Origin of the sequence: Streptomyces sp. NPDC090021, from assembly GCF_044748225.1 — a bacterium.
GTDB lineage: Bacteria > Actinomycetota > Actinomycetes > Streptomycetales > Streptomycetaceae > Streptomyces.
The window spans coordinates 198,665-218,568 of sequence record NZ_JBIVFO010000004.1 but is presented as its reverse complement, the minus strand read 5'-3'; the positions used below and the strand labels follow the sequence as shown (position 1 = coordinate 218,568).

14 protein-coding genes are annotated in these 19,904 nt (G+C 75.6%); 4 read left to right on the top strand and 10 right to left on the bottom strand.

The window, feature by feature from the left end:
* Window positions 1-4: 4 nt before the first annotated feature.
* On the bottom strand, window positions 5-1,120 hold the full coding sequence (locus ACIPXC_RS04585) for a nitronate monooxygenase (protein ID WP_401613472.1): 1,116 nt from the start codon (window positions 1,118-1,120) through the stop codon (window positions 5-7).
* 290 nt (window positions 1,121-1,410) lie between these two features.
* Here ACIPXC_RS04585 and ACIPXC_RS04580 point away from each other — a divergent pair, with 290 nt between their 5' ends.
* Window positions 1,411-3,510, top strand: coding sequence for a serine hydrolase (locus ACIPXC_RS04580; protein WP_401613470.1), 2,100 nt, complete (start codon window positions 1,411-1,413; stop codon window positions 3,508-3,510).
* 61 nt (window positions 3,511-3,571) lie between these two features.
* On the opposite strand, the gene ACIPXC_RS04575 is transcribed toward ACIPXC_RS04580, so the two are convergent.
* Window positions 3,572-3,946, bottom strand: coding sequence for a VOC family protein (locus ACIPXC_RS04575; protein ID WP_401613468.1), 375 nt, complete (start codon window positions 3,944-3,946; stop codon window positions 3,572-3,574).
* A 215-nt stretch (window positions 3,947-4,161) separates the two neighbouring features.
* Window positions 4,162-4,812: a TetR/AcrR family transcriptional regulator gene (locus ACIPXC_RS04570; protein ID WP_401613466.1), complete on the bottom strand. Its 651-nt coding sequence runs from the start codon at window positions 4,810-4,812 to the stop codon at window positions 4,162-4,164.
* 77 nt (window positions 4,813-4,889) lie between these two features.
* Here ACIPXC_RS04570 and ACIPXC_RS04565 point away from each other — a divergent pair, with 77 nt between their 5' ends.
* Both ACIPXC_RS04565 and ACIPXC_RS04560 read left to right on the top strand, forming a co-directional pair.
* Window positions 4,890-6,101: an FAD-dependent monooxygenase gene (locus tag ACIPXC_RS04565; protein WP_401613464.1), complete on the top strand. Its 1,212-nt coding sequence runs from the start codon at window positions 4,890-4,892 to the stop codon at window positions 6,099-6,101.
* Window positions 6,102-6,140: 39 nt separating this feature from the next.
* On the top strand, window positions 6,141-6,590 hold the full coding sequence (locus ACIPXC_RS04560) for a nitroreductase family deazaflavin-dependent oxidoreductase (protein WP_401613462.1): 450 nt from the start codon (window positions 6,141-6,143) through the stop codon (window positions 6,588-6,590).
* A 142-nt stretch (window positions 6,591-6,732) separates the two neighbouring features.
* Here the strand turns inward: ACIPXC_RS04560 and ACIPXC_RS04555 are convergent, their stop codons facing one another.
* The 3 genes from ACIPXC_RS04555 to ACIPXC_RS04545 are packed head-to-tail and all read right to left on the bottom strand — an operon-like array spanning window position 6,733 to window position 11,401.
* Entirely contained in the window at window positions 6,733-8,337 is a 1,605-nt protein-coding gene (locus ACIPXC_RS04555) for a phytoene desaturase family protein (RefSeq protein WP_401613460.1), read from the bottom strand.
* Window positions 8,334-10,427 (bottom strand): tetratricopeptide repeat protein, encoded by a 2,094-nt coding sequence (locus ACIPXC_RS04550; RefSeq protein ID WP_401613458.1) that lies wholly within the window; start codon window positions 10,425-10,427, stop codon window positions 8,334-8,336. The genes ACIPXC_RS04555 and ACIPXC_RS04550 overlap by 4 nt, the downstream gene beginning before the upstream one ends.
* Window positions 10,428-10,453: 26 nt before the next feature.
* Window positions 10,454-11,401: an oxygenase MpaB family protein gene (locus ACIPXC_RS04545; protein WP_401613456.1), complete on the bottom strand. Its 948-nt coding sequence runs from the start codon at window positions 11,399-11,401 to the stop codon at window positions 10,454-10,456.
* Between the two features lie 149 nt (window positions 11,402-11,550).
* Between ACIPXC_RS04545 and ACIPXC_RS04540 the strand changes: the two genes are divergently transcribed.
* Window positions 11,551-11,943: a molybdopterin-binding protein gene (locus ACIPXC_RS04540; protein ID WP_401613454.1), complete on the top strand. Its 393-nt coding sequence runs from the start codon at window positions 11,551-11,553 to the stop codon at window positions 11,941-11,943.
* Window positions 11,944-11,960: 17 nt separating this feature from the next.
* On the opposite strand, the gene ACIPXC_RS04535 is transcribed toward ACIPXC_RS04540, so the two are convergent.
* The 4 genes from ACIPXC_RS04535 to ACIPXC_RS04520 form a co-directional block, all read right to left on the bottom strand.
* Window positions 11,961-12,212, bottom strand: coding sequence for a hypothetical protein (locus tag ACIPXC_RS04535; protein ID WP_401613452.1), 252 nt, complete (start codon window positions 12,210-12,212; stop codon window positions 11,961-11,963).
* A 412-nt stretch (window positions 12,213-12,624) separates the two neighbouring features.
* Window positions 12,625-13,584, bottom strand: coding sequence for an ABC transporter ATP-binding protein (locus ACIPXC_RS04530; protein WP_401613450.1), 960 nt, complete (start codon window positions 13,582-13,584; stop codon window positions 12,625-12,627).
* Window positions 13,581-16,493 carry a hypothetical protein gene (locus ACIPXC_RS04525; RefSeq protein WP_401613448.1) on the bottom strand — a complete coding sequence of 971 codons (2,913 nt, stop codon included), beginning with the start codon at window positions 16,491-16,493 and terminating at the stop codon, window positions 13,581-13,583. Before ACIPXC_RS04525 ends, ACIPXC_RS04530 begins: the two co-directional genes overlap by 4 nt.
* The gene (locus ACIPXC_RS04520; RefSeq protein WP_401613446.1) at window positions 16,490-19,786 is read right to left on the bottom strand and encodes an FtsX-like permease family protein; all 3,297 of its coding nucleotides are present in this window, start codon (window positions 19,784-19,786) and stop codon (window positions 16,490-16,492) included. Before ACIPXC_RS04520 ends, ACIPXC_RS04525 begins: the two co-directional genes overlap by 4 nt.
* Window positions 19,787-19,904: the final 118 nt, after the last annotated feature.

Genomic DNA, 19,904 nt, shown 5'->3' with positions numbered 1-19,904 from the left:
GCGGTCACGCCTCTCGGACTCGGCCGGCGATGCGGTTGATGCGGTCGATCGCCTTCTCGAAGCCGCTGGTGAGCTCGTCGAAGACGGCCTGGACGCTGCGTTCGCTGTTCATCCGGCCGACGATCTGGCCGACGGGTGTGCCCAGCAGCGGCTGGACCTCGTACTTCTGGATGCGGGAGACGGCCTCGGCGACGAGGAGGCCCTGGAGCGGCATCGGGAGCGCGCCGGGCCCTTCCGGGTCGTCCCAGGCGTCGGTCCACTCGGTGCGCAGCTGGCGGGCGGGTTTGCCGGTGAGGGCACGCGAGCGGACGGTGTCGCCGGAGCCGGCCGCGAGGAGCTTCTCGGTGAGGGCGCGGGAGTGGAGGTCGGCCTCGGTGGTGGTGAGCCAGAGGGATCCCAGCCAGGCACCCTGGGCGCCGAGGGCGAGTCCGGCGGCGATCTGCTCGCCGCTGCCGATGCCGCCGGCGGCGAGGACCGGGAGCGGTGCGACGGCCTCGACGATCTCCGGTACCAGGACCATGGTGGCTATGTCGCCGGTGTGGCCTCCGGCCTCGTAGCCCTGCGCGACGACGACGTCGATGCCGGCTTCGGCGTGGCGGCGGGCGTGCTTGGCGCTGCCGGCGAGGGCGGCGACGAGGATGCCGTGGTCGTGGGCGCGGGCGATGACGTCGGCGGGCGGGGAACCGAGGGCGTTCGCCAGGAGTTTGACGGGGTAGCCGAAGGCGACGTCGAGCTGGCGCCGGGCGACCTGCTCCATCCAGCCGGTGATGCGCCAGCCGGAGGCCTCTCCCTCGGCGAGCTCGGGCACGTGGTGTTTGGCCAGGGTGTCGCGGACGAAGGCGCGGTGCGCGGCCGGGATCATCGCCTCGATGTCGGCTTCGCCGATGCCGTCGACGGCCTTCTTGGCGGGCATGACCACGTCCAGGCCGTAGGGCTTGCCGTCGGTGTGCGCCTGCATCCAGTCGAGGTCGCGTTCGAGGTCGTCGGGCGCGGTGTAGCGGACCGCGCCGAGTACGCCGAACCCACCCGCCCGGGTGATCGCGGCGGCGACCGCGGGGAAGGGCGTGAAGCCGAAGATGGCGTGCTCGACTCCCAGTTTCCTGCTCAGCTCCGTCTCCATGGGCGGCAGGATGCCGCAGCCCGGCGACCGAGGGAAGAGATTTTCTGATGCAGTGTCAGATTCTTTACGGCCCGGTCGGTGGGGAGGGTGACCGAGGGGCGGGCAGATACCCCATAGCCTGCGGCACGCTCCGCAGATCCGGGAGCCGGGAGGTCCGGGCGGACCGGATGCCCGCTCGCCTGCGGCGTGCCCGTCCCCGCCGGTGCGGACCGGGGGACGGGCATCCGGAAGGGACTGCGGGCGGGAAATGCGGGTTGCGGGTTGCGGATTGCGGACGAGGAGGGTCGGACATGGCAGTGGACACGGGGGCCGAGGCGGTGGCGGAGGCCGGTACGGGACGGACGGTCGGCACCGGCCGTGAGCAACCGCACGAGCGCGGGGACGGCTTGGAGTCCCCACTCCGGCAGGGCCCCGGACCGCAACCGAAGGGGGGGCTGGAGCAGGCGCGGGAGGGGACGCCGGAGCAGAGCCCGCAGTGGGAACCGGAGCGGACGTCTCGGCGGACGCAGGAGCCGCAGCCCGAGCGGACACAGGAGCCGGCGCGGGCGGTGGCGCGGGGTCGTGGGGGGCGGCCGGAGCCGGGCCGTGACGGTGCGTCCGGGGCCCGGCGCGCGCTGGGGCGGCGGCGGCTCGGGGCGCGGCTGCTCGCGCTCGGCGGGGTGCTCGTCCTGAACGCGGCGCTCCCGGGCGCGGCGGGCGCGGCCGGCAGCCCGGCCGAGCGGCGCGCCCTGCAGGGGCTGCGCCTGCGGTACGGGTCCGCGCGCCAGGCCGGACTGCTGGAGAGGCACCTGGAGGCGGTGGCGGACGAGGCCCGCCGGTTCCTGGGCCCCTCCCCCGAGCACCCGTACTACGCGGGGGCCGTGGTCCTGGCCGGGCGGGGCCGCACGGTCGCCCTGCACCGGGCCATGGGCCACGCCGTCCGGTACGCGGACTACGACGGACGGACCGACCGGGTGCGGGAGTTCCCCGCGGCCGAGCGGATCGCGATGGCGGAGGACACCGTCTTCGACCTGGCCTCGCTGACCAAGCTGTTCACCTCGATCCTGGCCGTGCAGCAGATGGAGCGCGGGCGCCTGGAGCTGGAGGCCCCGGTGCGCCGCTACCTGCCGGAGTTCACCGGCGGCGGCAAGGAGCTCATCACGGTCCGTCAGCTGCTCACGCACACCTCGGGGCTGCGCTCGTGGGCGCCCTTCTACCAGGAGCCGACGCACGAGGGGCGGCTGCGGCTGCTGTGGTCGGTCAGGCCGCAGGAGACCCCGGGGAGCGTCTACCGCTACTCCGACCTCAACCTCATCGCGCTGCAACTGCTCCTGGAACGGATCACCGGTCGCACTCTGGATGTCCTGCTCCACGACGAGATCACCGCTCCGCTCGGTATGCACCGCACGCGGTACAACCCGCCGCTCTCCTGGCGCCGGATCACCGCCGCCACCGAGGTGCAGCGGCCGCCCTGGTCCGGCCTGGACCGCGGCCTGGTGTGGGGCGAGGTCCACGACGAGAACGCGTACGCCCTCGGCGGGGTCGCGGGCCACGCCGGGGTGTTCGGCACCGCCTGGGACCTGGCCGTGCTGGCCCGCACGCTCCTCGACGGCGGGGCCTACGCGGGCCGGCGGATCCTGCGCCCCGCCTCCGTCGAACTGCTCTTCACCGACTACAACACGGCCTTCCCCGGCGACGACCACGGCCTCGGCTTCGAGCTCTACCAGCACTGGTACATGGGCGCCATGGCCACCCCGCACTCGGCCGGCCACACCGGCTTCACCGGCACCTCCCTCGTCCTCGACCCCTCCACCGACTCCTTCCTGATCCTGCTGGGCAACTCCGTCCACCCGGTGCGCACCTGGCGGGCCGGCAGCGCCCCGCGGGTCGCCGTGGGCAACCGCTTCGCCCGGGCCGTCCCGGTCCGTACGCGGCACGGCGGCGCCGCCTGGTTCTCCGGGAACGTCCCCGGCGGCTCGGGCACCCTCACCCTGCCCCCGCTCACCCCGGCCACGGCCGCCGCCCGGCTGCGCTGCGCCGTGTGGTGGGACACCGTGCCCGGCGAGGGCGCCCTGCACCTGGAGGTCTCGGCGGACGGCGTGGACTGGTCGCCGCTGCCGTTCACCACCCTGCGGTCCACCGGCGGCGTCGCCGAGGAGTGGCCGCGGGGCTCCGTCGGCGGCTGGTCCGGGCGCATCTGGCACCGGCTGGAGGCCCCCCTCACGGCTGCCTGGGCGGGCCGTGAGGTGCGGCTGCGGTTCCGCCACACCGCCACGGGCCGCTATGTCGGCCGCGGGGTGTACGTGGACGTCGTACGCGTGGCGGAACCGGCCCGGCTGCTGTTCACGGAGGACCGGCCCGAGGACGCGGCCCTCCTCGACGCCGCCGGCTGGATCCGGTCCGCGGACTGACCGGCGGACTGACCGGCTGACCGACCGGCGGACCGGTCGGCTGACCGATCGGCGGGGCCCGTCAGTCGCCGACCAGGCAGAAGGGGTGTCCCGCGGGGTCCGCGTACACGCGCCAGCCGCGCCCGTCCGCCCCGTCGAGCAGGGTCCCGCCCGCCGCGAGCACCTCCTCCTGCGCCCGGTCCAGGTCCGCGACGCCGAGGTCCAGGTGGAACTGCTGCGGCCTGCTGGGGTCGGGCCAGCGGGGCGGCTGATGGTCCGTCGCCCGCTGGAAGGCGAGCACCGGACCCGACGGGGTGTGGAGCGTCGCCCAGGTCTCGTCGAGGGACCAACGCCGGTCCTGCTGGTTGACGTTGCCGCCCAGCAGCGACTGGTAGAAATCGGCGAGCACCTGCGGCTCGGGGCAGTCGAGGACCACGCACTGCAGTTCAGCGATCATGACCGGATCCTAGGGGTGCCCGAACAGAAAATCCTGCCCCTGCCGGACTTACGAATCAAGCCATGCGAAGGGGTGTATTTTCGGCCACGCCGGGCGTAGCGTAAGCGCACTCCACCAGGAGGAACGCACCGGCCCTCCCGCCTTGATCCCGCCGGCGCGTACCGATGGAGGAGCCCCGCCGCCACATCCCCCGGTGCGGCGGGGCTCTTCCGCGTTCAGGCCAGGTCCGCCAGGGCCGCGGTGAGCATCCGGCGGGCCACCGCGGTCAGTTCGGCGAGGTCCGGGGCCGGCCGGGAGCGGGCCCGGGCACCGGCCAGCCGGTCGTAGAGGAGCCCTTCGGTCCAGGCGACGAGCAGCTCGGCGGCCTCCTCGGGCCGGTCGGCCCCGAGGGCGGCGGCGATACCGGCGGCCCGGACCCGCGCCCCCCGCCCCGCCCGCTGGAGGCCCGCCGACAGCTCCGGATTGCGCGCCGCCTCCAGGCTCAGTTCGAAGCGGGCCAACTGGCGCTCGCGCCCCACGGTCAGCCAGCGGTACAGCAGCCCCGCCAGCGCCGCCGCGGCCGCCTCCCGGTCGACCGCCTCCCGGCCGACCGGGTCCCGGCCGGACGCCCCGGGGAGGGCCGACGAGGCGACCCCGGAGGGACTCCCGCCGTCCACGTCCGCGAGGTCCAGCTCGGCCAGTCGCTGGTAGCAGGCCCCGATCAGCGCCGTCCGCGTACGGAAGTAGTACGACGTGCTGCCCGCGGGCAGGCCCGCGGCTCCGTCGACCGCGCGATGGGTCAGGCCCCGGAGCCCGGCGGCGGCCACGAGGCCGATCGCGGTGTCGGCGATCAGTGTTCTGCGATCCGCAGCAGGAGAGGTGGACATCAGGTCACTCTACAACTGTAGAGTGACACCGTCACCCTCTACAGCTGTAGAGCCCCGGGAGAAGGCAGGGATCCGCCATGTCTGCAGTCCAGCGTCACGCGGTCGTCGTCGGTGCGGGGATCGGCGGGCTCACCGCGGCCCTGGCCCTGCACCGCACGGGCTGGCGGGTGACCGTCTGCGAACGGGCGCCCGGCCCGGCCGCCGTCGGTGCCGGGATCGTCCTCGCACCCAACGCCCTGCGCGCCCTGGACGCCATCGGCTTCGACATCACCCGCACGGCGGGCCGCACCCTCCCGGCCGCCATGGGCCTGCGCCGCGCCGATGGCCGCTGGCTCAGTCGCGCCGACACCGCGGCCCTGGCCGCCCGGCACGGCGGGCCGCCGCTCGCCCTGCACCGCTCGGCGCTCGCCGAGGCCCTGGCCGGCGGGCTCCCCGAGGGGACGGTCCGCTACGGCGCCGCGGTCACCTCCGTGGACGGCGCCGACGGCTTCCCCGTGGTCCGCACCTCGGCGGGCGACCTCGACGGCTCCGCCGATCTCGTGGTCGCCGCGGACGGCATCCACAGCCCGCTGCGCCGCCGGTACTTCCCGGACCACCCGGGCCTGCGTCACAGCGGGGAGACCGCCTGGCGCACCGTCCTGCCGGCCTCCGCCGGCCCGGCCGGGACGGCGACCACGGAGACCTGGGGCCGCGGCGAGCGCTTCGGCGTGGTGCCGCTCGCCGACGGCAGGACCTACGTCTACGCCACCGCCGTCGTCCCCGAGGGGTACCGGCCGGCCGACGTCCGCGCCGAACTCCTGCGCCGCTACGGCACCTGGCACGACCCGATCCCGGCCCTGCTGGAGCGGATCGACCCGGCGGCCGTGCTCCAGCACGACCTGTACGACCTGGCGGCGCCGCTCCCCCGCTTCCACCACGGACGTCTGGCCTGGCTCGGCGACGCCGCCCACGCCATGACGCCCAACCTCGGCCAGGGCGGCTGCCAGGCCGTCGAGGACGCGGTGGTCCTCGCCCACCTGCTGGCCGGGGCCGGGACCGGGGGCGTCCCGGCGGCCCTCGCCGCCTACAGCGTGGCCCGCTGCGCCCGCACCGACGCCATCCGGGTCCGGGCCCGCCGGGCGGGCCGGATCGCCGCGCTCACCCACCCCCTCGCCGTGGCCCTGCGCGACCTCGCCGTCCGCGCCACGCCGGACCGGGCGGCGCAGCGGGCGCTGGACGACGTCTTCGACGGGTTCACCCTTCCGGCCGGAATGGCCACCGCACCCCGGGGCGTTGGCACTCGTTGGTGAGGTTCGTTGACCGTTCGACGCGAAGGCAGGCGAAACCGCATGACGACCGGAATCGACTGGGACCACCCGACCGACCCGCGGGAGGGGAGCTGGCAACTGGAGCACGTCAGGCAGTACGTGGGCTCCGGCGGCACCGAGGGGCAGTACTGGAACGGCACCCAGACCCTCCTGCTCACCACCGTCGGCCGGGTCTCCGGCCACCCCGTGCGCACCGCCCTGATCTACGGTGAGGCCGACGGCCGCTACCTGCTCGTCGCCTCCAAGGGCGGCGCCGACGAGCACCCCCTGTGGTTCCGCAACCTGAGCGCACACCCCGAGGTCCGCATCCAGGTCGGTACCCGGATCCTCCAGGGCACGGCGCGCACCGCGAACGCCGAGGAGCGCGCCGCCTACTGGCCGGTGATGGTGAAGCACTGGCCCGCCTACGACGAGTACCAGGCCAGGACGGACCGGGAGATCCCGATCGTGGTGATCGAGCCCGCCGGGTAGGCACGCAGGCGAGCCCCCCACCCGGCGGGGCGTGCCCCTCCCCACCCGGGCCGGGCTCCACCCGGGCCGGGCTCCTCCCGGGCCGGGCTCCTCCCGGGCCGGGCCGGGCCGGGGCGCCCGGGTCCGGCCCGTCCTGCGTCTCCTACCGCCCCAGTACCGCCATCGCCGCGTTGTGGCCGGGGACCCCGCTGACGCCACCGCCGCGCACCGCGCCCGCGCCGCACAGCAGGACGTTGCGGTGGGCCGTCTCCACGCCCCACCGGCCGGCGCGCTCGTCCCGGCCGCCCTCGCCCTCGCCCTCGCCCTCGTCCGCGTACGGCCAGGACAGGTCGCGGTGGAAGATGTGGCCGCCGGGCAGCCGCAGTTCGCGTTCCAGGTCCAGCGGGGTCTTCGCCTCGATGCAGGGGCGGCCGTCCGCGTCGAAGGCGAGGCAGTCGGTGAGCGGCTCGGCCAGGTGCGCGTCGAGCTGCGCGAGGGTGGCGGTCAGCAGCACCTCGCGGGCCTGCTGGTTGTCGTGCCCGAACAGCCGGGCCGGGGTGTGCAGGCCGAAGAGGGTGAGCGTCTGGTAGCCCTGCTCGACCAGTTCCGGCCCGAGGATCGTCGGATCGGCGAGCGAGTGGCAGTAGATCTCCGAGGGCGGTACGGACGGCAGCTCCCCGGCCGCCGCCTCCGCGTAGGCCCGGGCGAGTTGGGTGTACCCCTCGGCGATGTGGAAGGTCCCGCTGAAGGCCTCGCGCGGGTCCACGGCGGTGTCCCGCAGCCTGGGCAGTCGGCGCAGCAGCATGTTGACCTTGAGCTGGGCGCCCTCGGGGGCCGTCCCCGGGTTCTGGGCCGGGGTCTCGCCGAGCAGTTCGGCCAGGGCCCGCGGGGAGGCGTTCACGAGCACGGTGCGGGCCACGACCCGGCCCTCGCCGGTCGCCGTACGGAACACCACCTCGGCCGGTGCGGCGCCGTCCGTGTCGATCCGGAGCACCTCGTGGCCGGTGGCGATCTCCGCCCCGGCCTTGACCGCGGCGGCCGCGAGGGCGTCCGTCAGAGCGCCCATGCCGCCGACCGGCACGTCCCAGTCCCCGGTCCCGCCGCCGATGACGTGGTAGAGGAAGCACCGGTTCTGGGCCAGCGAGGGGTCGTGCGCGTCGGCGAAGGTGCCGATGAGGCCGTCCGTCAGGACCACCCCGCGGACCAGGTCGTCGGCGAAGTGCCGCTCCACCGCGACGCCCAGCGGCTCCTCGAACAGCATCCGCCACGCGGCCTCGTCGTCGATCCGCCGGCGCAGCTCGGCCCGGGTGGGCAGCGGCTCGGTCAGGGTCGGGAACACCGCGCGGGCCACCCGTCCGGTGGTCTCGTAGAAGGCCCGCCAGCTCTCGTACTCCCGGTCCGATCCGGTGAGCCGGGCGAAGGACTCCCGGGTGCGGTCCTCACCGCCGCCGACGAGCAGTCCGCCGGGTCGCCCGTCGCGGTCGGTCGGCGTGTACGAGGAGACCGTACGCCTACGTACGGCGAAGCCCAGCTCCAGGTCGCGCACGATCTTGTCGGGCAGCAGGGAGACGAGGTACGAGTAGCGCGAGAGGCGGGCGTCGACGCCCACGAAGGGCCTGCTGGAGATCGCCGCGCCGCCGGTGTTCCCGAGCCGCTCCAGGACCAGCACCGAGCGGCCCGCCCGGGCCAGGTAGGCGGCGGCCACCAGCCCGTTGTGCCCGCCGCCCACGATCACGTCGTCGTACACGTCCCGCCCGAAGGTCGTCATGGCTCTTGGTAGCACACCTGGCCGAGCCGCTCCAGACAGTGGGCCTCGTCGGCGTGGGCCAGCACCGTCTCGGGGTGCTCGTCGCCCAGGGAGCGTTCGCGGATGCCGGAGAGGTCCCGGTAGATCGGGAGGGCCGCGTCCCAGCGTCCCAGCCGCCCCAGCCCGACGGCCAGTTCCCGGCGGCTGACGAGGGTGTCCGCGTGTTCGGCGCCGAGCACCCGGGCACGGGCGGCGGCCACCTGACGGGCCTCCGCCACCGCCTCCTCCCAGCGTTCCAGACGGCCCAGGTTGACGCCGAGGACGTGCCGGGCGCGCAGCGTCTCGGGGTCGGTGGCCCCGTAGGCGCGGGTGCGGTCGCGGACCAGGGACCGGAACAGGTCGAGGGCCTGGGCGCTGCCGCCGGTGCGGCCGAGCGCGATGCCGACCTCGTAGCGGGCGGCCAGGGTGTCGGGGTGGTCGCGGCCCAGGACCCGTTCCCGCGCTGCGGCGACGTCACGGAAGCCGGCCAGTGCCTCGTGCCAGCGGTCGAGCCGGCCGAGCACGTACGCCGCCTCGTACCGGGTCAGCAGGGTGTCCGGGTGCTCGGCCCCCAGGACGGCCTCCCGGTCCGCGGCGACCGCGACGGCCGTGGTGTGGGCGTCCGCGTACCGGCCCAGCGCCCGCAGCGCGCAGGCGAGGTTGTGGCGGCAGCGCAGCGTGTCGGGGTGGAGCTGTCCCATGCCGCGCTCGCGGGCGACGAGCACCGCGCGGTAGACGTCGTACGCCTCCTGGTGGCGGCCGAGCCGGCCCATCTCGTACGCCGCCTCCTGGCGGGCCGCGAGGGTGTCGGCGTGGTCCGGGCCGAGGACCCGGGCGCGCCCGTCGGCCACGGCCGTGTACACGGAGAGCGCCTCCTCGGGGCGGCCGGCACGGCTGAGGGCGTAGGCGCGGGCGTGGCCGGCCGCGAGGGCGTCAGGGCCGGTCTCGCGCGGGCCGACGGGACGGGGGAAGCCGTAGGCCACGGTGAGGCGCGGGTCCTCGGCGGGGGCGGGGCGCACGATCGTCGCGTACCGGCCGCCGCCGGTGCGCGGGACGGGCTGTTCGCCGCTGGGCCGCACGGCCGTCCAGGAGCCGGTGAGCACGGCCCATTCGCCGCTCGCGGGGCGCGCCTCGATGCCCGCCTTGCGGCCGGCGGTCATCCCGCGGGCCCAGGCCGGGAGCGGGGCGAGGGCGCCGGACGGCCCGCCCGGGCCGAGCCGGGACTCCACCAGCCTGCGGTGCACGTGGCGGGCGTCCTGCGGACGGTCGTCGGGGCATTTGGCGAGCAGGTCGAGGACCACCTGCTCGAAGTAGCCGGGCAGCTCGGGGCGGTGTCGGCGCAGCGGCACGGGTGCGGCATCGCGGTGGCCGATGAGCACCGACCAGGAGTCGCCGAGGTCGAAGGGCGGGGCACCGGTGGCGATCTCGTACAGGACGCAGCCGAGGGAGTAGAGGTCGCTGCGATGGTCGACCTCGCCGCCGGCGATCTGCTCGGGCGACATGTAGTGCGGGGTGCCCATGGCCATGCCACCACCGGTGAGCTTGGCGGTGAAGCCGATGTCGTGCGCGAGCCGGGCGATGCCGAAGTCGCAGATCTTCACGGTGCCGTCGACGAGCCGCATGATGTTGGCCGGTTTCAGGTCACGGTGGACGACGCCCTGGTCGTGGGTGTAGCCGAGGGCGGCGGCCATCTGCTCGGCGATGTCGACGACCACGTCCACGGGGAGCGGACGGGTCTCGTTGTCCTCCATGAGCTGGCTGAGGTTGCGCCCTTCGAGCAGCTCCATGACGAGGTAGAGGGGGCCGCCGGCGGCACTGTCGTCGCCGAAGTCGTGGACGACGGTCACGCCCCGGTGCTGGAGGGACGCCGCCACGCGCGCCTCGCGCCGGAAGCGCTCGCGCAGCACCTGTGTGAAGTGGGCGTCCTGGTCGGCGCCGATCGGTTTGAGGCACTTCACGGCGACGTGCCGGCCCAGCGATTCGTCCCGGGCGCGCCATACCTCGCCCATGCCGCCGCGCCCGATCAGATCGAGCGACCGGTACCGGCCCTGGATCAGTCTGGACTCCGCCATGTCTTGAAATCGCCCCCGTCGTCGCGCTACGCCCTCCCCGGCCGGTCCAGTATGGCCGCTGATGTACGCAGTGTGTACGGAGAGGGGCGGCTCCCGGGACCCATGCGACGCATCGCTTTCAAGATGTGACCTGGCGGCAGCTTCCAGCGCAGACCTGCGGGAATGCTGCGCAGGACGCGTCCGGTGAGACGCAGGCGCCGGGTGACGCTGCGCGGGGCCGGGGCGGGCCGCCCGTACAGCTGATGCGCCCAGCCGGGGAGGGAACCGTACGCGAGGCCGGCGAGCGGGCGCCACAGCAGGTTTCGGCCAGGCAGCAGAAGGGGATGGACGGGCGGGCCGCGCAGGAAGTCGTCCACGGCGAGGGCGTCGGGGCCGGCGGCGAGTTCCGGGCGGACCTCCTCGAAGTAGGCGGCGAGCCCGGCGGTGTCGGCGGGTACGTCCTGCGGATCGAGTCCGACAAGACGTGCGTTGACGCGGTTCTCGTCCACGTATCGGTCCGCCTGGGCGGCGGTGAGCGTGATGCCCGATCGGCGCAGGACGTGCAGGAAGCTGTCGATCTGCGCGCAGTGGATCCACAGCAGCAGCTCGGGATCGTCGACGGGAAAGGTACGGCCGGTGGCCGGGTCGGTGGCGGACAGTCTGCGGTGGATGGCCCGGACGCGGCGGCCGGCGTGCTCGGCGTCCTCGGTGGTGCCGTAGGTGAGGGTGCCGACGAAGTCGGCGGTGCGCAGCAGTCGGCCCCAGGCGTCCCGCCGGAAGTCGGAGTTCTCCATGACGCCCCGTACGGCGCGCGGGTGGAGGGCCTGGAGGTAGAGGGCGCGGACCCCGGCGATCCACATCATCGGGTCGCCGTGGCAGTGCCAGGTGACGGATCCGGGGCCGTAGAGACCCGGGTCGGCGCCGGATCCCGTCCCGGGCGCGGCTCCCGCTTGGGGGGCGGGCCGGGGCTCGGGTCCGGTCGTGGCGTTCCCCATCCCGTACCTCCCCGTCTCGGGTGCCCGGCGGCTCCAGCCTACCGAGGAGGGCGTCCCCGGGGCAGCGGGCGGGCGGGCCGGGCAGGCGGGGCGGCCGGGCGGGTGGGCGAGCCAGCCGGGCGGGCGGGGCGGCCGCATAGAGTTGCCGGGTGCAGCTCTACACCATCGGCGAGGCCGCCCAAATCCTCCGCGTCAGCACCGACACCGCCCGCCGCTGGGCCGACGCCGGCCGCTTCCCGACCCGGCGGGACGGCGCCCGGCGGATGGTGGAGGGCGCCCGTCTGGCCGCCTTCTGCGCGGAGCTGGCCCGGGAGTCCGCCGAGGACGACGGCGAGGCCTCGACGTCCGCCCGCAACGCGCTGCCCGGCATCGTGACCGCGGTGACGCTCGGCGAGGTCGCCGCCCAGGTCGAGATCCAGGCGGGTCCGCACCGGGTGGTGTCCCTGCTCACGCGCGAGGCGGTCGAGGAGCTCGGGCTCGCGGTCGGCGTGCGGGCCGTCGCCCGTGTGAAGTCCACCAGCGTCCACATCGACGTGGACTGAGCCGCACCGCGAGGGGGTCAGGGGCGGGTCACCCGGGTCACCGCCCTGTCGGTGTTGTTGTTCCGCTTCGGGTCCGGTGTACGGGAGTGCACCCCGGCCGTCGCGATGACGACGGGACGCCGGTCGGCCCGCACGGTGACGTGGAAGACCCGCAGCTGTCCGGCTCCCAGGACCCCGACCGGCCGGCTCACCCGGTCGGCGCCGACCCTGAGGTTGGCCGGATCCGTGCCGGTGGGCTGCGCCCCGCGCGGCAGGTTCAGGGTGACCACTGTGTCCGCCGCGGCGAAGGGTCCACCTTTCGGCCGGGGTGCGGGGGCGGGCCCGTCCTCGGGCGAGCCCTGGCCGGCGGGTCCGGACGCTGTCGGGCGGCGCGCGAGGTCGCGACAGCGGCGCCCTCCGGCATGCCGGAGGCGTGCGCGCACTGCAGCGTAGGCGTCCGCATGACGGCCTGTCAGTTCGCGGTGGGCCGACAGGTTGACGCCCGGCCGGGTGCTCCCGCCGCGCCGCGGCCACCCGGCCCCTGGGCCCTGTCGTCGAAGCAGCGCCGGTAGGGCCCGCGGCGTCCGGTGCCGTGTATCGCAGGGCGGAGGGGCGGAGGGGCGCCCCGACAGAGCGGCGAGGCGCGGTGCGGTGCGGTGCGGTGCCGGGCGCCGCGGGGCGGGCGGGACGTCGACGACAGGGCTAGAAGGCCCGGTCCGGGCGGAGTTCGATGTGGTCGGCCGCCAGGTCGACCGCCACCCGGTGTTCCATGCCGAGGGCCTCCAGGAACTTCGCGGGGAGCTGGACGCGTCCCGAGCGGTCCAGGACGACGTACTCGCGTTCGCTGATCGACTCCTCGCCGTGCTCGTCGGTGACCAGGCGGCGCAGGACCTCGCTGCTGGTACGGCCGTCGCGGATCGCGACGGTGCGGCGGACCTCGCCCGCCACCATGGGGTCGTGCGTCACGACGACCACGGTCACGCCGAGTTCCTTGTTGACCGTGCGGAAGGCCTCGAAGACGGCAGCGGCCGTCTCGGAGTCGAGTTCGCCGGTGGGTTCGTCGGCCAGCAGCACCTTGGGGTCGTTGGCCATCGCCACCGCGATCGCGACGCGCTGCTGCTGGCCGCCGGACAGTTCCGCCGGGAGGCGGTGCGCCAGGTCGCCGATCCCGAGGGCGTCGAGGATCTCCGCCACCCGGGCCGCGCGGCGGGCGCTCCCGCCGCGACGGGAGCCGCCGCCCTTCAACTGCATCGGCAGCGCCACGTTCTGGGCGGCCGTCAGGAACGGCAGCAGGTTGCGGGCCGTCTGCTGGAAGACGAACCCGACCGCTTCGCGCCGGTAGCGCAGCCGGTCCCGCGCGGTCAGTTCCAGCAGGTCGTAGCCGGCGACGGCGGCGCTGCCCGCCGTCGGGACGTCCAGTCCCGCCAGGATGTTCAACAGGGTGGACTTGCCGCTGCCCGAGGCGCCGACGAGGGCCACCAGGTCGCCCTGTTCGACCGTCAGTTCCAGCCCCTGGAGGGCCTGTACCTCGATGCCGTCCGTGCTGAAGATCCGTACCAGGCGGTCGCAGGCGATCGCGGCGTCCGCCGCCCGGGCGCGGGGTTCCGCGGCTGCCGTCGCCCGGCGGCGCAGCTCCTCGTACGTCGGCTGGTCGCTGTTCAACGCTGGTCTCCCGCTCTCAACTCGGTGGTGATCTGCCGCCGCCCGGATGTCGCCGCCTCGGCGAGGACGGCTGCGGCGACCAGGGCGGCCAGGCCCAGGGCCTGGGTCAGGACGGGCGCCGCCGTGAGCCGTACGCCGGTCGGCACGCTCGCGCCGACCAGGGTGGACAGGTCCATCGCCGGGCCCAGCAGCACCACCGCGACGGCCGCCACCAGGGCCCCGCCCAGGGCCGCCGCCAGGGTCTGCGGCAGGGTCTCGGCGAGGATCAGTGCGACGCCCTGCCGACGGCGCAGGCCCATCGTGCGCAGCCGCGCCAGCAGGGCCGCGCGTTCGGGGACGGTCCGCATCAGCGTCAGCAGTACGGCCAGCAGGGCGAAGCCGGCCGCTCCGGCGACGGACGCCCAGAAGAGGTGCTCGGCCGACCGCTGCAGCGGATCGGCGCCCAGCGCGGCGACGGCCTCGGCACTGGTGCGTACGGGAAGCACCTCGTCGTCCGCTTGCGTCGCGGGGGCCGGCTCCTGCCCCGCGGGGGTGGCCGGGGCCGTGGGCGACGGGGTCGCGGACACGGGCGCCGACGGGGTGGCGGACACGGGCGGCAGCGCGGACCGGACCAGTGCCCGCAGCCGGTCCCCGTCGACGGGGCCGATGCCGAACCACCGGTTCGGGCGGTCGGCGCCGGCGATCAGGGCCGTCGCGCGGCCCGCGGGCAGGACGACGGTCGCGGCGTCGGCGGCCGGGACCGCAGGGGTGCAGTCGATCACGGCGGCGCCCCGGACCCGCACCTCCCCGCCGTTGCCGGGCTGGACGGTGAAGGTGCCCGAGCCGCCCAGGCGTGCCACGCCGGAGCTGAACAGCGCGGGCACCGGTGCGTCCGCCGGTTCCCCGCCGCCCGTGGCGAGGAGGGCGGGGTCGAAGCGGCCGCAGTCGAGCACGCGGGACAGCTCGGCGTACGCGGCCGGGTCGACGACGATCAGGTTGACCTGGCTGGAGCGCTGCACGGTACCCACGAGGGCCGAGTCGTGGTCGATCCACAGCGGTACGGAGGTCCGTACGCCCGGCAGCGCACCGGCGGCCTTCGCGAGGCCGTCCGGGAGGTTCGCCTTGCCGAAGGCGGAGACCGACGCGTCGCCCCCGACCGTCAGCCGGGCGACCCCGAGGCGGTTCGACTCGACGGACTGCAGGACGGTGGCTCCGAACCCCCCGGTGGTGATGGCGAGGAGCACGGCGACCATCGGCAGGGCCGAGGGGCCGGAGCGGCCCGCGCCCCGGGCTCCGGAGCCGCGGGCGGCCCGGGCCAGTCCGAGGAAGCCGACCAGGCCGGAGCGGTGGCCGGCCGCCCGGGCGAACCACCCCGTCACCACCGGCTGGACCCTGGCCAGCAGCAGCGCCCCGCACAGGGCGAGCAGCAGCGGGGACGCGACGAGCAGCGGGTCCGGGTCGCTGCCGGCCGGGGCTACCCCGCGGCGGCGGACCTCCAGCACGGCGGCGGCCGTGGCGGCGAGGACGAGCAGTTCGGCCACGGGCCGACGCCAGCGCCCGGCCGGGCGGGGCGGGGTCAGCAGTACGGCCGCCCGTATCGGGAAGGCCAGCAGCGCGAGCAGCGCGACGGCCGCGGCGGAGAGCACCGCGGGGGCGAGCCGGGGCGTGGGCAGCAGGAGTGCGGCGAGGGCGGTGGCCGCCGCGGCCGCCGGGAGGACGGTGACGGCGCCCTCCCGCAGGAGGCGGCCGGCGATGGCGGAGCGCGAGCCGCCGCGGGCCAGCAGCAGCCGCAGTTCGGCGTCCCGCCGGTCCGCGGCGAGCGCGCCGGCGAGGCACAGGACGACGAAGGCGACCCCGCCGACCCCGGCGGGTCCGATCAGCGCGAGCGGCGCCGCCGCCTGCCTGCGGTCGTGGGCCTGCTCGAAGAGCTCGGGCAGCCACGAGGTGGTCCGCAGCCGTTCGCGGCGGGTCTCGTACGCGAGGCGGGCGGCGGTGGGACCGGCCACGTAGGAGGCGATCTCCTGCTTCGTGGCGTCGAGCCGGTCGGCCCGCAGGCGGCCGACGTCCACGGGGAGGCGCCAGAAGTCCTCGGCGTCGTGGCCCCAGAGGTCCATCCGTTCCAGGTCACCGGCGCCGATCAGGGCGTCGGCCTCCCACAGGTAGCTGTCCCCGACGAAGGTCTTGCAGACGCGCGGGAGGCAGTCGAGGTCCACCCAGAAGTCCTCGGTCCTGTCCGGGACCGAGTAGAGGCCCACGACCTCCACGGACGGTGTGCCGTTGGCCAGGGGTGCGGTCTTCAGGACGGACCCCACGCGGGCGCCGATGGTCCGGGCGGCCTCCTGCGGCAGGGCGACCTGGAGCGGCGGCTCGTACGTGGCTCCGGCGGACCGGGGGGTGTCGCCCGGCCAGCGCCCCTCCACCAGCTTCACGTGGTCCTGCGCCTGCTGGACGTACAGCAGGGACATCTTGGGCGGCAGGCCGTGCGGGCGGGACAGTTCCGGGTTCAGCAGCGGCTGCCGCTTGGTGGTCCGCGTGCCGTGGACGACCCGGTCGGTGTCGACGTGGAAGGTGTTCCCGGTCCGGGAGAGCAGGCTGTTCAGCGTACGGTCCAGGGCTTCGGCGCTCTGTCCGGCCCCGGGTGCCGGTGCGGTCGCCCGGAGGCTGGTGCGGGTCGACCCGGCGTCGTTCAGGAAGGACCGCAGCGCCTGGTCGGCTCCCCGGTCCTGGGCTCGCGGCAGTGCCGCGGCGAACAGCACGGCGACGAACGCCAGCGCGGCGGCGAGCAGAGTGCCGAGCGGAGCCGCGCGCAGCCGGGTCCGGACCCACGGCGCGGGCCGCGTCCCGGCCCGCGGGGCGGCGGGCGGGCAGGGGGTGGGCCGCGGCGGCTCGGTCGGCGGGGGCGGGGTGGCGGGCGGCGGCGGGGTGGTCACATGTCCTCCACGGGGCGCAGCCGGGCGGCGATGTCGCGGCCCCGGGGGCCGCTGGAGACGGCCGACAGCAGGGGAACGGCGGCGATGGCGGTGGCCGTCAGCAGGATCTGCCAGAGCGACATGTCCACCTGTACGGGCGGGAACGGCCGCCCGGCCGAGGGGGTCAGCACGATCAGGGGCGCCATCAGATGGACGAGGGCGACGCCCAGGCCGGTGCCGACGGCGGTCCCGATGAGGATCAGCACTCCGCCCTCGGCGGCGGCCGCCCCGGCGAGGGACCGGCGCGGCGTGCCGAGTGCGAGCAGGACGGAGAACTCGCGTCCGCGCACCCGCCGTTCGGCGGCGGTGGAGGTCGCGAAGCCGATGGCCGCGAGCACGGCGCAGGCGACGGCGAGGGCGGCGAGCGCACTGTGCGGGCCGGCGCTCAGCGGGTCGTCCAGCAGACGGTCCGTGATCTCCTCGCGGAGTTGGACGCGCTCGGTCCTGACCCCGGCGCGCAGTTCGGAGGCGGCGCGGGCCGGGACCGGGTCGGCCGCCGAGGTGGCGGGCAGCCACCACTCGGTGGGCGCGGCCGGCTGCCGGCCGGCGGATTCCACGAGGAAGCGGCCGAGCACACGGAGGTCCGCGGCGAGCGCCGTGCGGCCGGCCACGGGGAGGGAGTCCACGGCGGCGGTGATCCGCATGGGGACGCTCGCTCCGTCCATCGGGACGCGGACGGTGTCTCCGACGGAGGCGCCCACGGTCCGCAGGTAGTGGGTGGTGGCGACGGCCGGGACCGCGTCGGCGGGCGGCGCGGCGGGTGCCGGGAACAGTACGGCGGTGACCCCCCTGTCGGTGCCGAACCCGCCCCAGTAGCGCAGCCGTGCCAGGTCCGTGGAGCCGGCCGGGACCGGGGAGAGTTCGGGGGCCCGCTGGACGCGCTGCTCCTGCGAGGGCGAGGTGCGCCAGCCGTCCGGGCCGGTGGCGGCGGGTGCGGGGACCGCTGTCGCGGCGCCGTCCGGGGTGTCGGAGACGGAGATCCGGCGCAGGGTCAGTTCGCTTCCGTCGCCGGGAGGGCTGCCGTCCCCCGCGTACGACAGGCGCAGACCGGCGAGGGTCAGCGGGGTCGCGGCGGTCCCGACCGGGGCGCCGGTCAGGGTGTCCAGGGGGAAGGTGAGGGTGGTGTCGCCGTCGGCGGCCAGGGTGACCGACTGTGTGCCGTGGAGTGCTCCGAACCGGTCGCGCAGCAGCACGCTGACGGCGGCCCAGCCGGTTCCGGCGGACCGTACCGACACGTCGAGGTCGATGCGGCGGGGGTTGCCGGGCAGTGCGACGCCGGGGGCCTGTGCGGCGGTGGCGGAGAGCGGGGCGAAGAGCTCGCGCAGGTCGCGGCCGCCCCGCAGGTCGGCGCGCAGTGGTACGTGCGCGGCCGTCTTGGCGGCGTCCAGCGCCATGACGTCGGCGACGATACCGCCGGGCAGTTGCTGCTCCCGGCGGATCACCGGGCCCAGGCGGTCGCCGCCCGGCAGTGCTCCGTAGCGGCCGCCCTGTCCCATCGCGGGCATGCTGCTCGCCGAGATGCGCAGGCCGCCCGCGGTCGCGAAGTCGGCCTGGTCGCGCTGGGACGCGGACCAGGCGGCATCCTGGCCGAGGGCCAGGATGCCGCTGGACACGGCGAGTACGAGGAGCAGTACGGGCCCGGTGGCCCGGCCGGGGCGCCGGGCGAGCTGCCAGCCGAAGAGGGCCGGGGCGAGGCTCCGGCCGCGGGCGGCCAGCCGTCCCCCGGCCCGGGCCGCGAACGGCAGCAGCCGCAGGACCAGCAGCGTGCCTGCGCACAGGGCGAGGGCGGGGGCGGCGACGAGGACGGGGTCCACGCCGAGTCCGTCGCCGAAGCCGGTGGTGGCGAGCGGGGTGTCCGTGTCGGCGTACTGCGAGAGCTGCTGGTAGCCGAGGACGGCGAGGACCACCACGGCCAGGTCCAGGCCGGAGCGGGCGGCTCCGGTCACCATGGTCTGTTGGCCGCCGACGCGGCGCAGTACGGCGGCCGAGGCGCCGCGCAGGACGGCGGGCAGGGTCGTCAGCAGGACGCAGGCCAGGGCGCAGCCGGCGGCGACGGGCCAGACCAGCCAGGTGTCCGGGATCCGCAGGTGGACCCGCTCCAGCGGTCCGAACCGGCTGATCAGGCTCAGCAGGGGCGGGGTCAGCAGGGGTGCCAGGAGGGCGGCGGGCAGGGCCAGCAGGAGGGACTCGGCCGCGCTCAGGGCGCCGAGGCGCCGGCGGGAGGCGCCGCGCGCGGTGAGCAGGACGCGCTCCGGTTCCTGGCGGACCGCGACGATGTGGGAGACGAGGAGCAGGGTGGCGGTGGCGAGGACGGCGAGCTGGAGGGCGCCCATCATCAGGGTCGAACGGGCGACGCGCATGCCGGAGTCCAGCTCGGTGAGGACCTTCGGCAGCTCGGTGGTGGCGCGCAGGGAGGTGGTGCCCTCCAGGGCCGCCGCGGCGGGGTCCGCCGTGGTGCGGACGGCCTCGGCCTCGGCCGTGCGGATGGTGCGCAGGTCCGGAGTGAGCAGCTTGAGGCGGTAGTTCTGGAGGAGCGCGCCCGTGGTGAAGGCGCTGTCGTCCACCAGGAGCGGTCCGTAGGTGGCCAGGGTGCTGGACTGGACCTCCCGGCCGCCGAGCGGGTCGAGTTTCCAGTATCCGGCGTCCGGGTCGGCGGCCCGGTAGACGCCGGTGACCAGCACGGTCAGCCGGGGTCCGCCGAACCGGTCGTCGAGCCGGACGGGAGCGGGCAGCGCGGTCTCGGTGAGGCCGAGGCGGGCCAGGGCGGCGCGCGGCACGGCGACCTGGGTCGGCGCCGGGGCGGTGGTGGCGGCCCCGGGGGTCGAGGACGGGGAGGTGGCGGTAACCGGCTCGGGCCACCGGCCGGCGAGCAGCCGTACGTGGTCGCGGGCGAGGGCGGCGAGCAGGGTGAGGTCGGCGTCCTGGCCCGAGGCGGCGGCGCCGGGGAGTCCGTACGAGCGGCTGCGGGCCACGCTCTCGGTGGTGACGGGCAGCCGTCCGAACACCTCGTCCGCGTAGGCGCGGACGGATTCGTCGTCCTTGGCGCGGTCGGTGGCGGGATGGCCACTGGTGATCACGACGGTGGTCCGCGGCTGTTCCGGTCCGGTCAGGGCCCGCCGCAGGCCCTCCTCCCCCACGCCACGGGTGAAAGCCGTCAGCGCGGTCAGAGCGGTCGCGGTGATCAGTACGGTGAGCAGCACGGCGACGGCGAGCGGCCAACGCCCGCGCAGTCGGCGCACGACGAAGCCGAGCACGTGGTGAGTTCCTCCCCCATCCGGACCCCTGATACCGGATAGCGGACGATGTTGTCAGATTCGAGCCAAAGACGGAAGGAGCTTGCGTGATTGATGCAACAGATGCGCAAATGCGTTC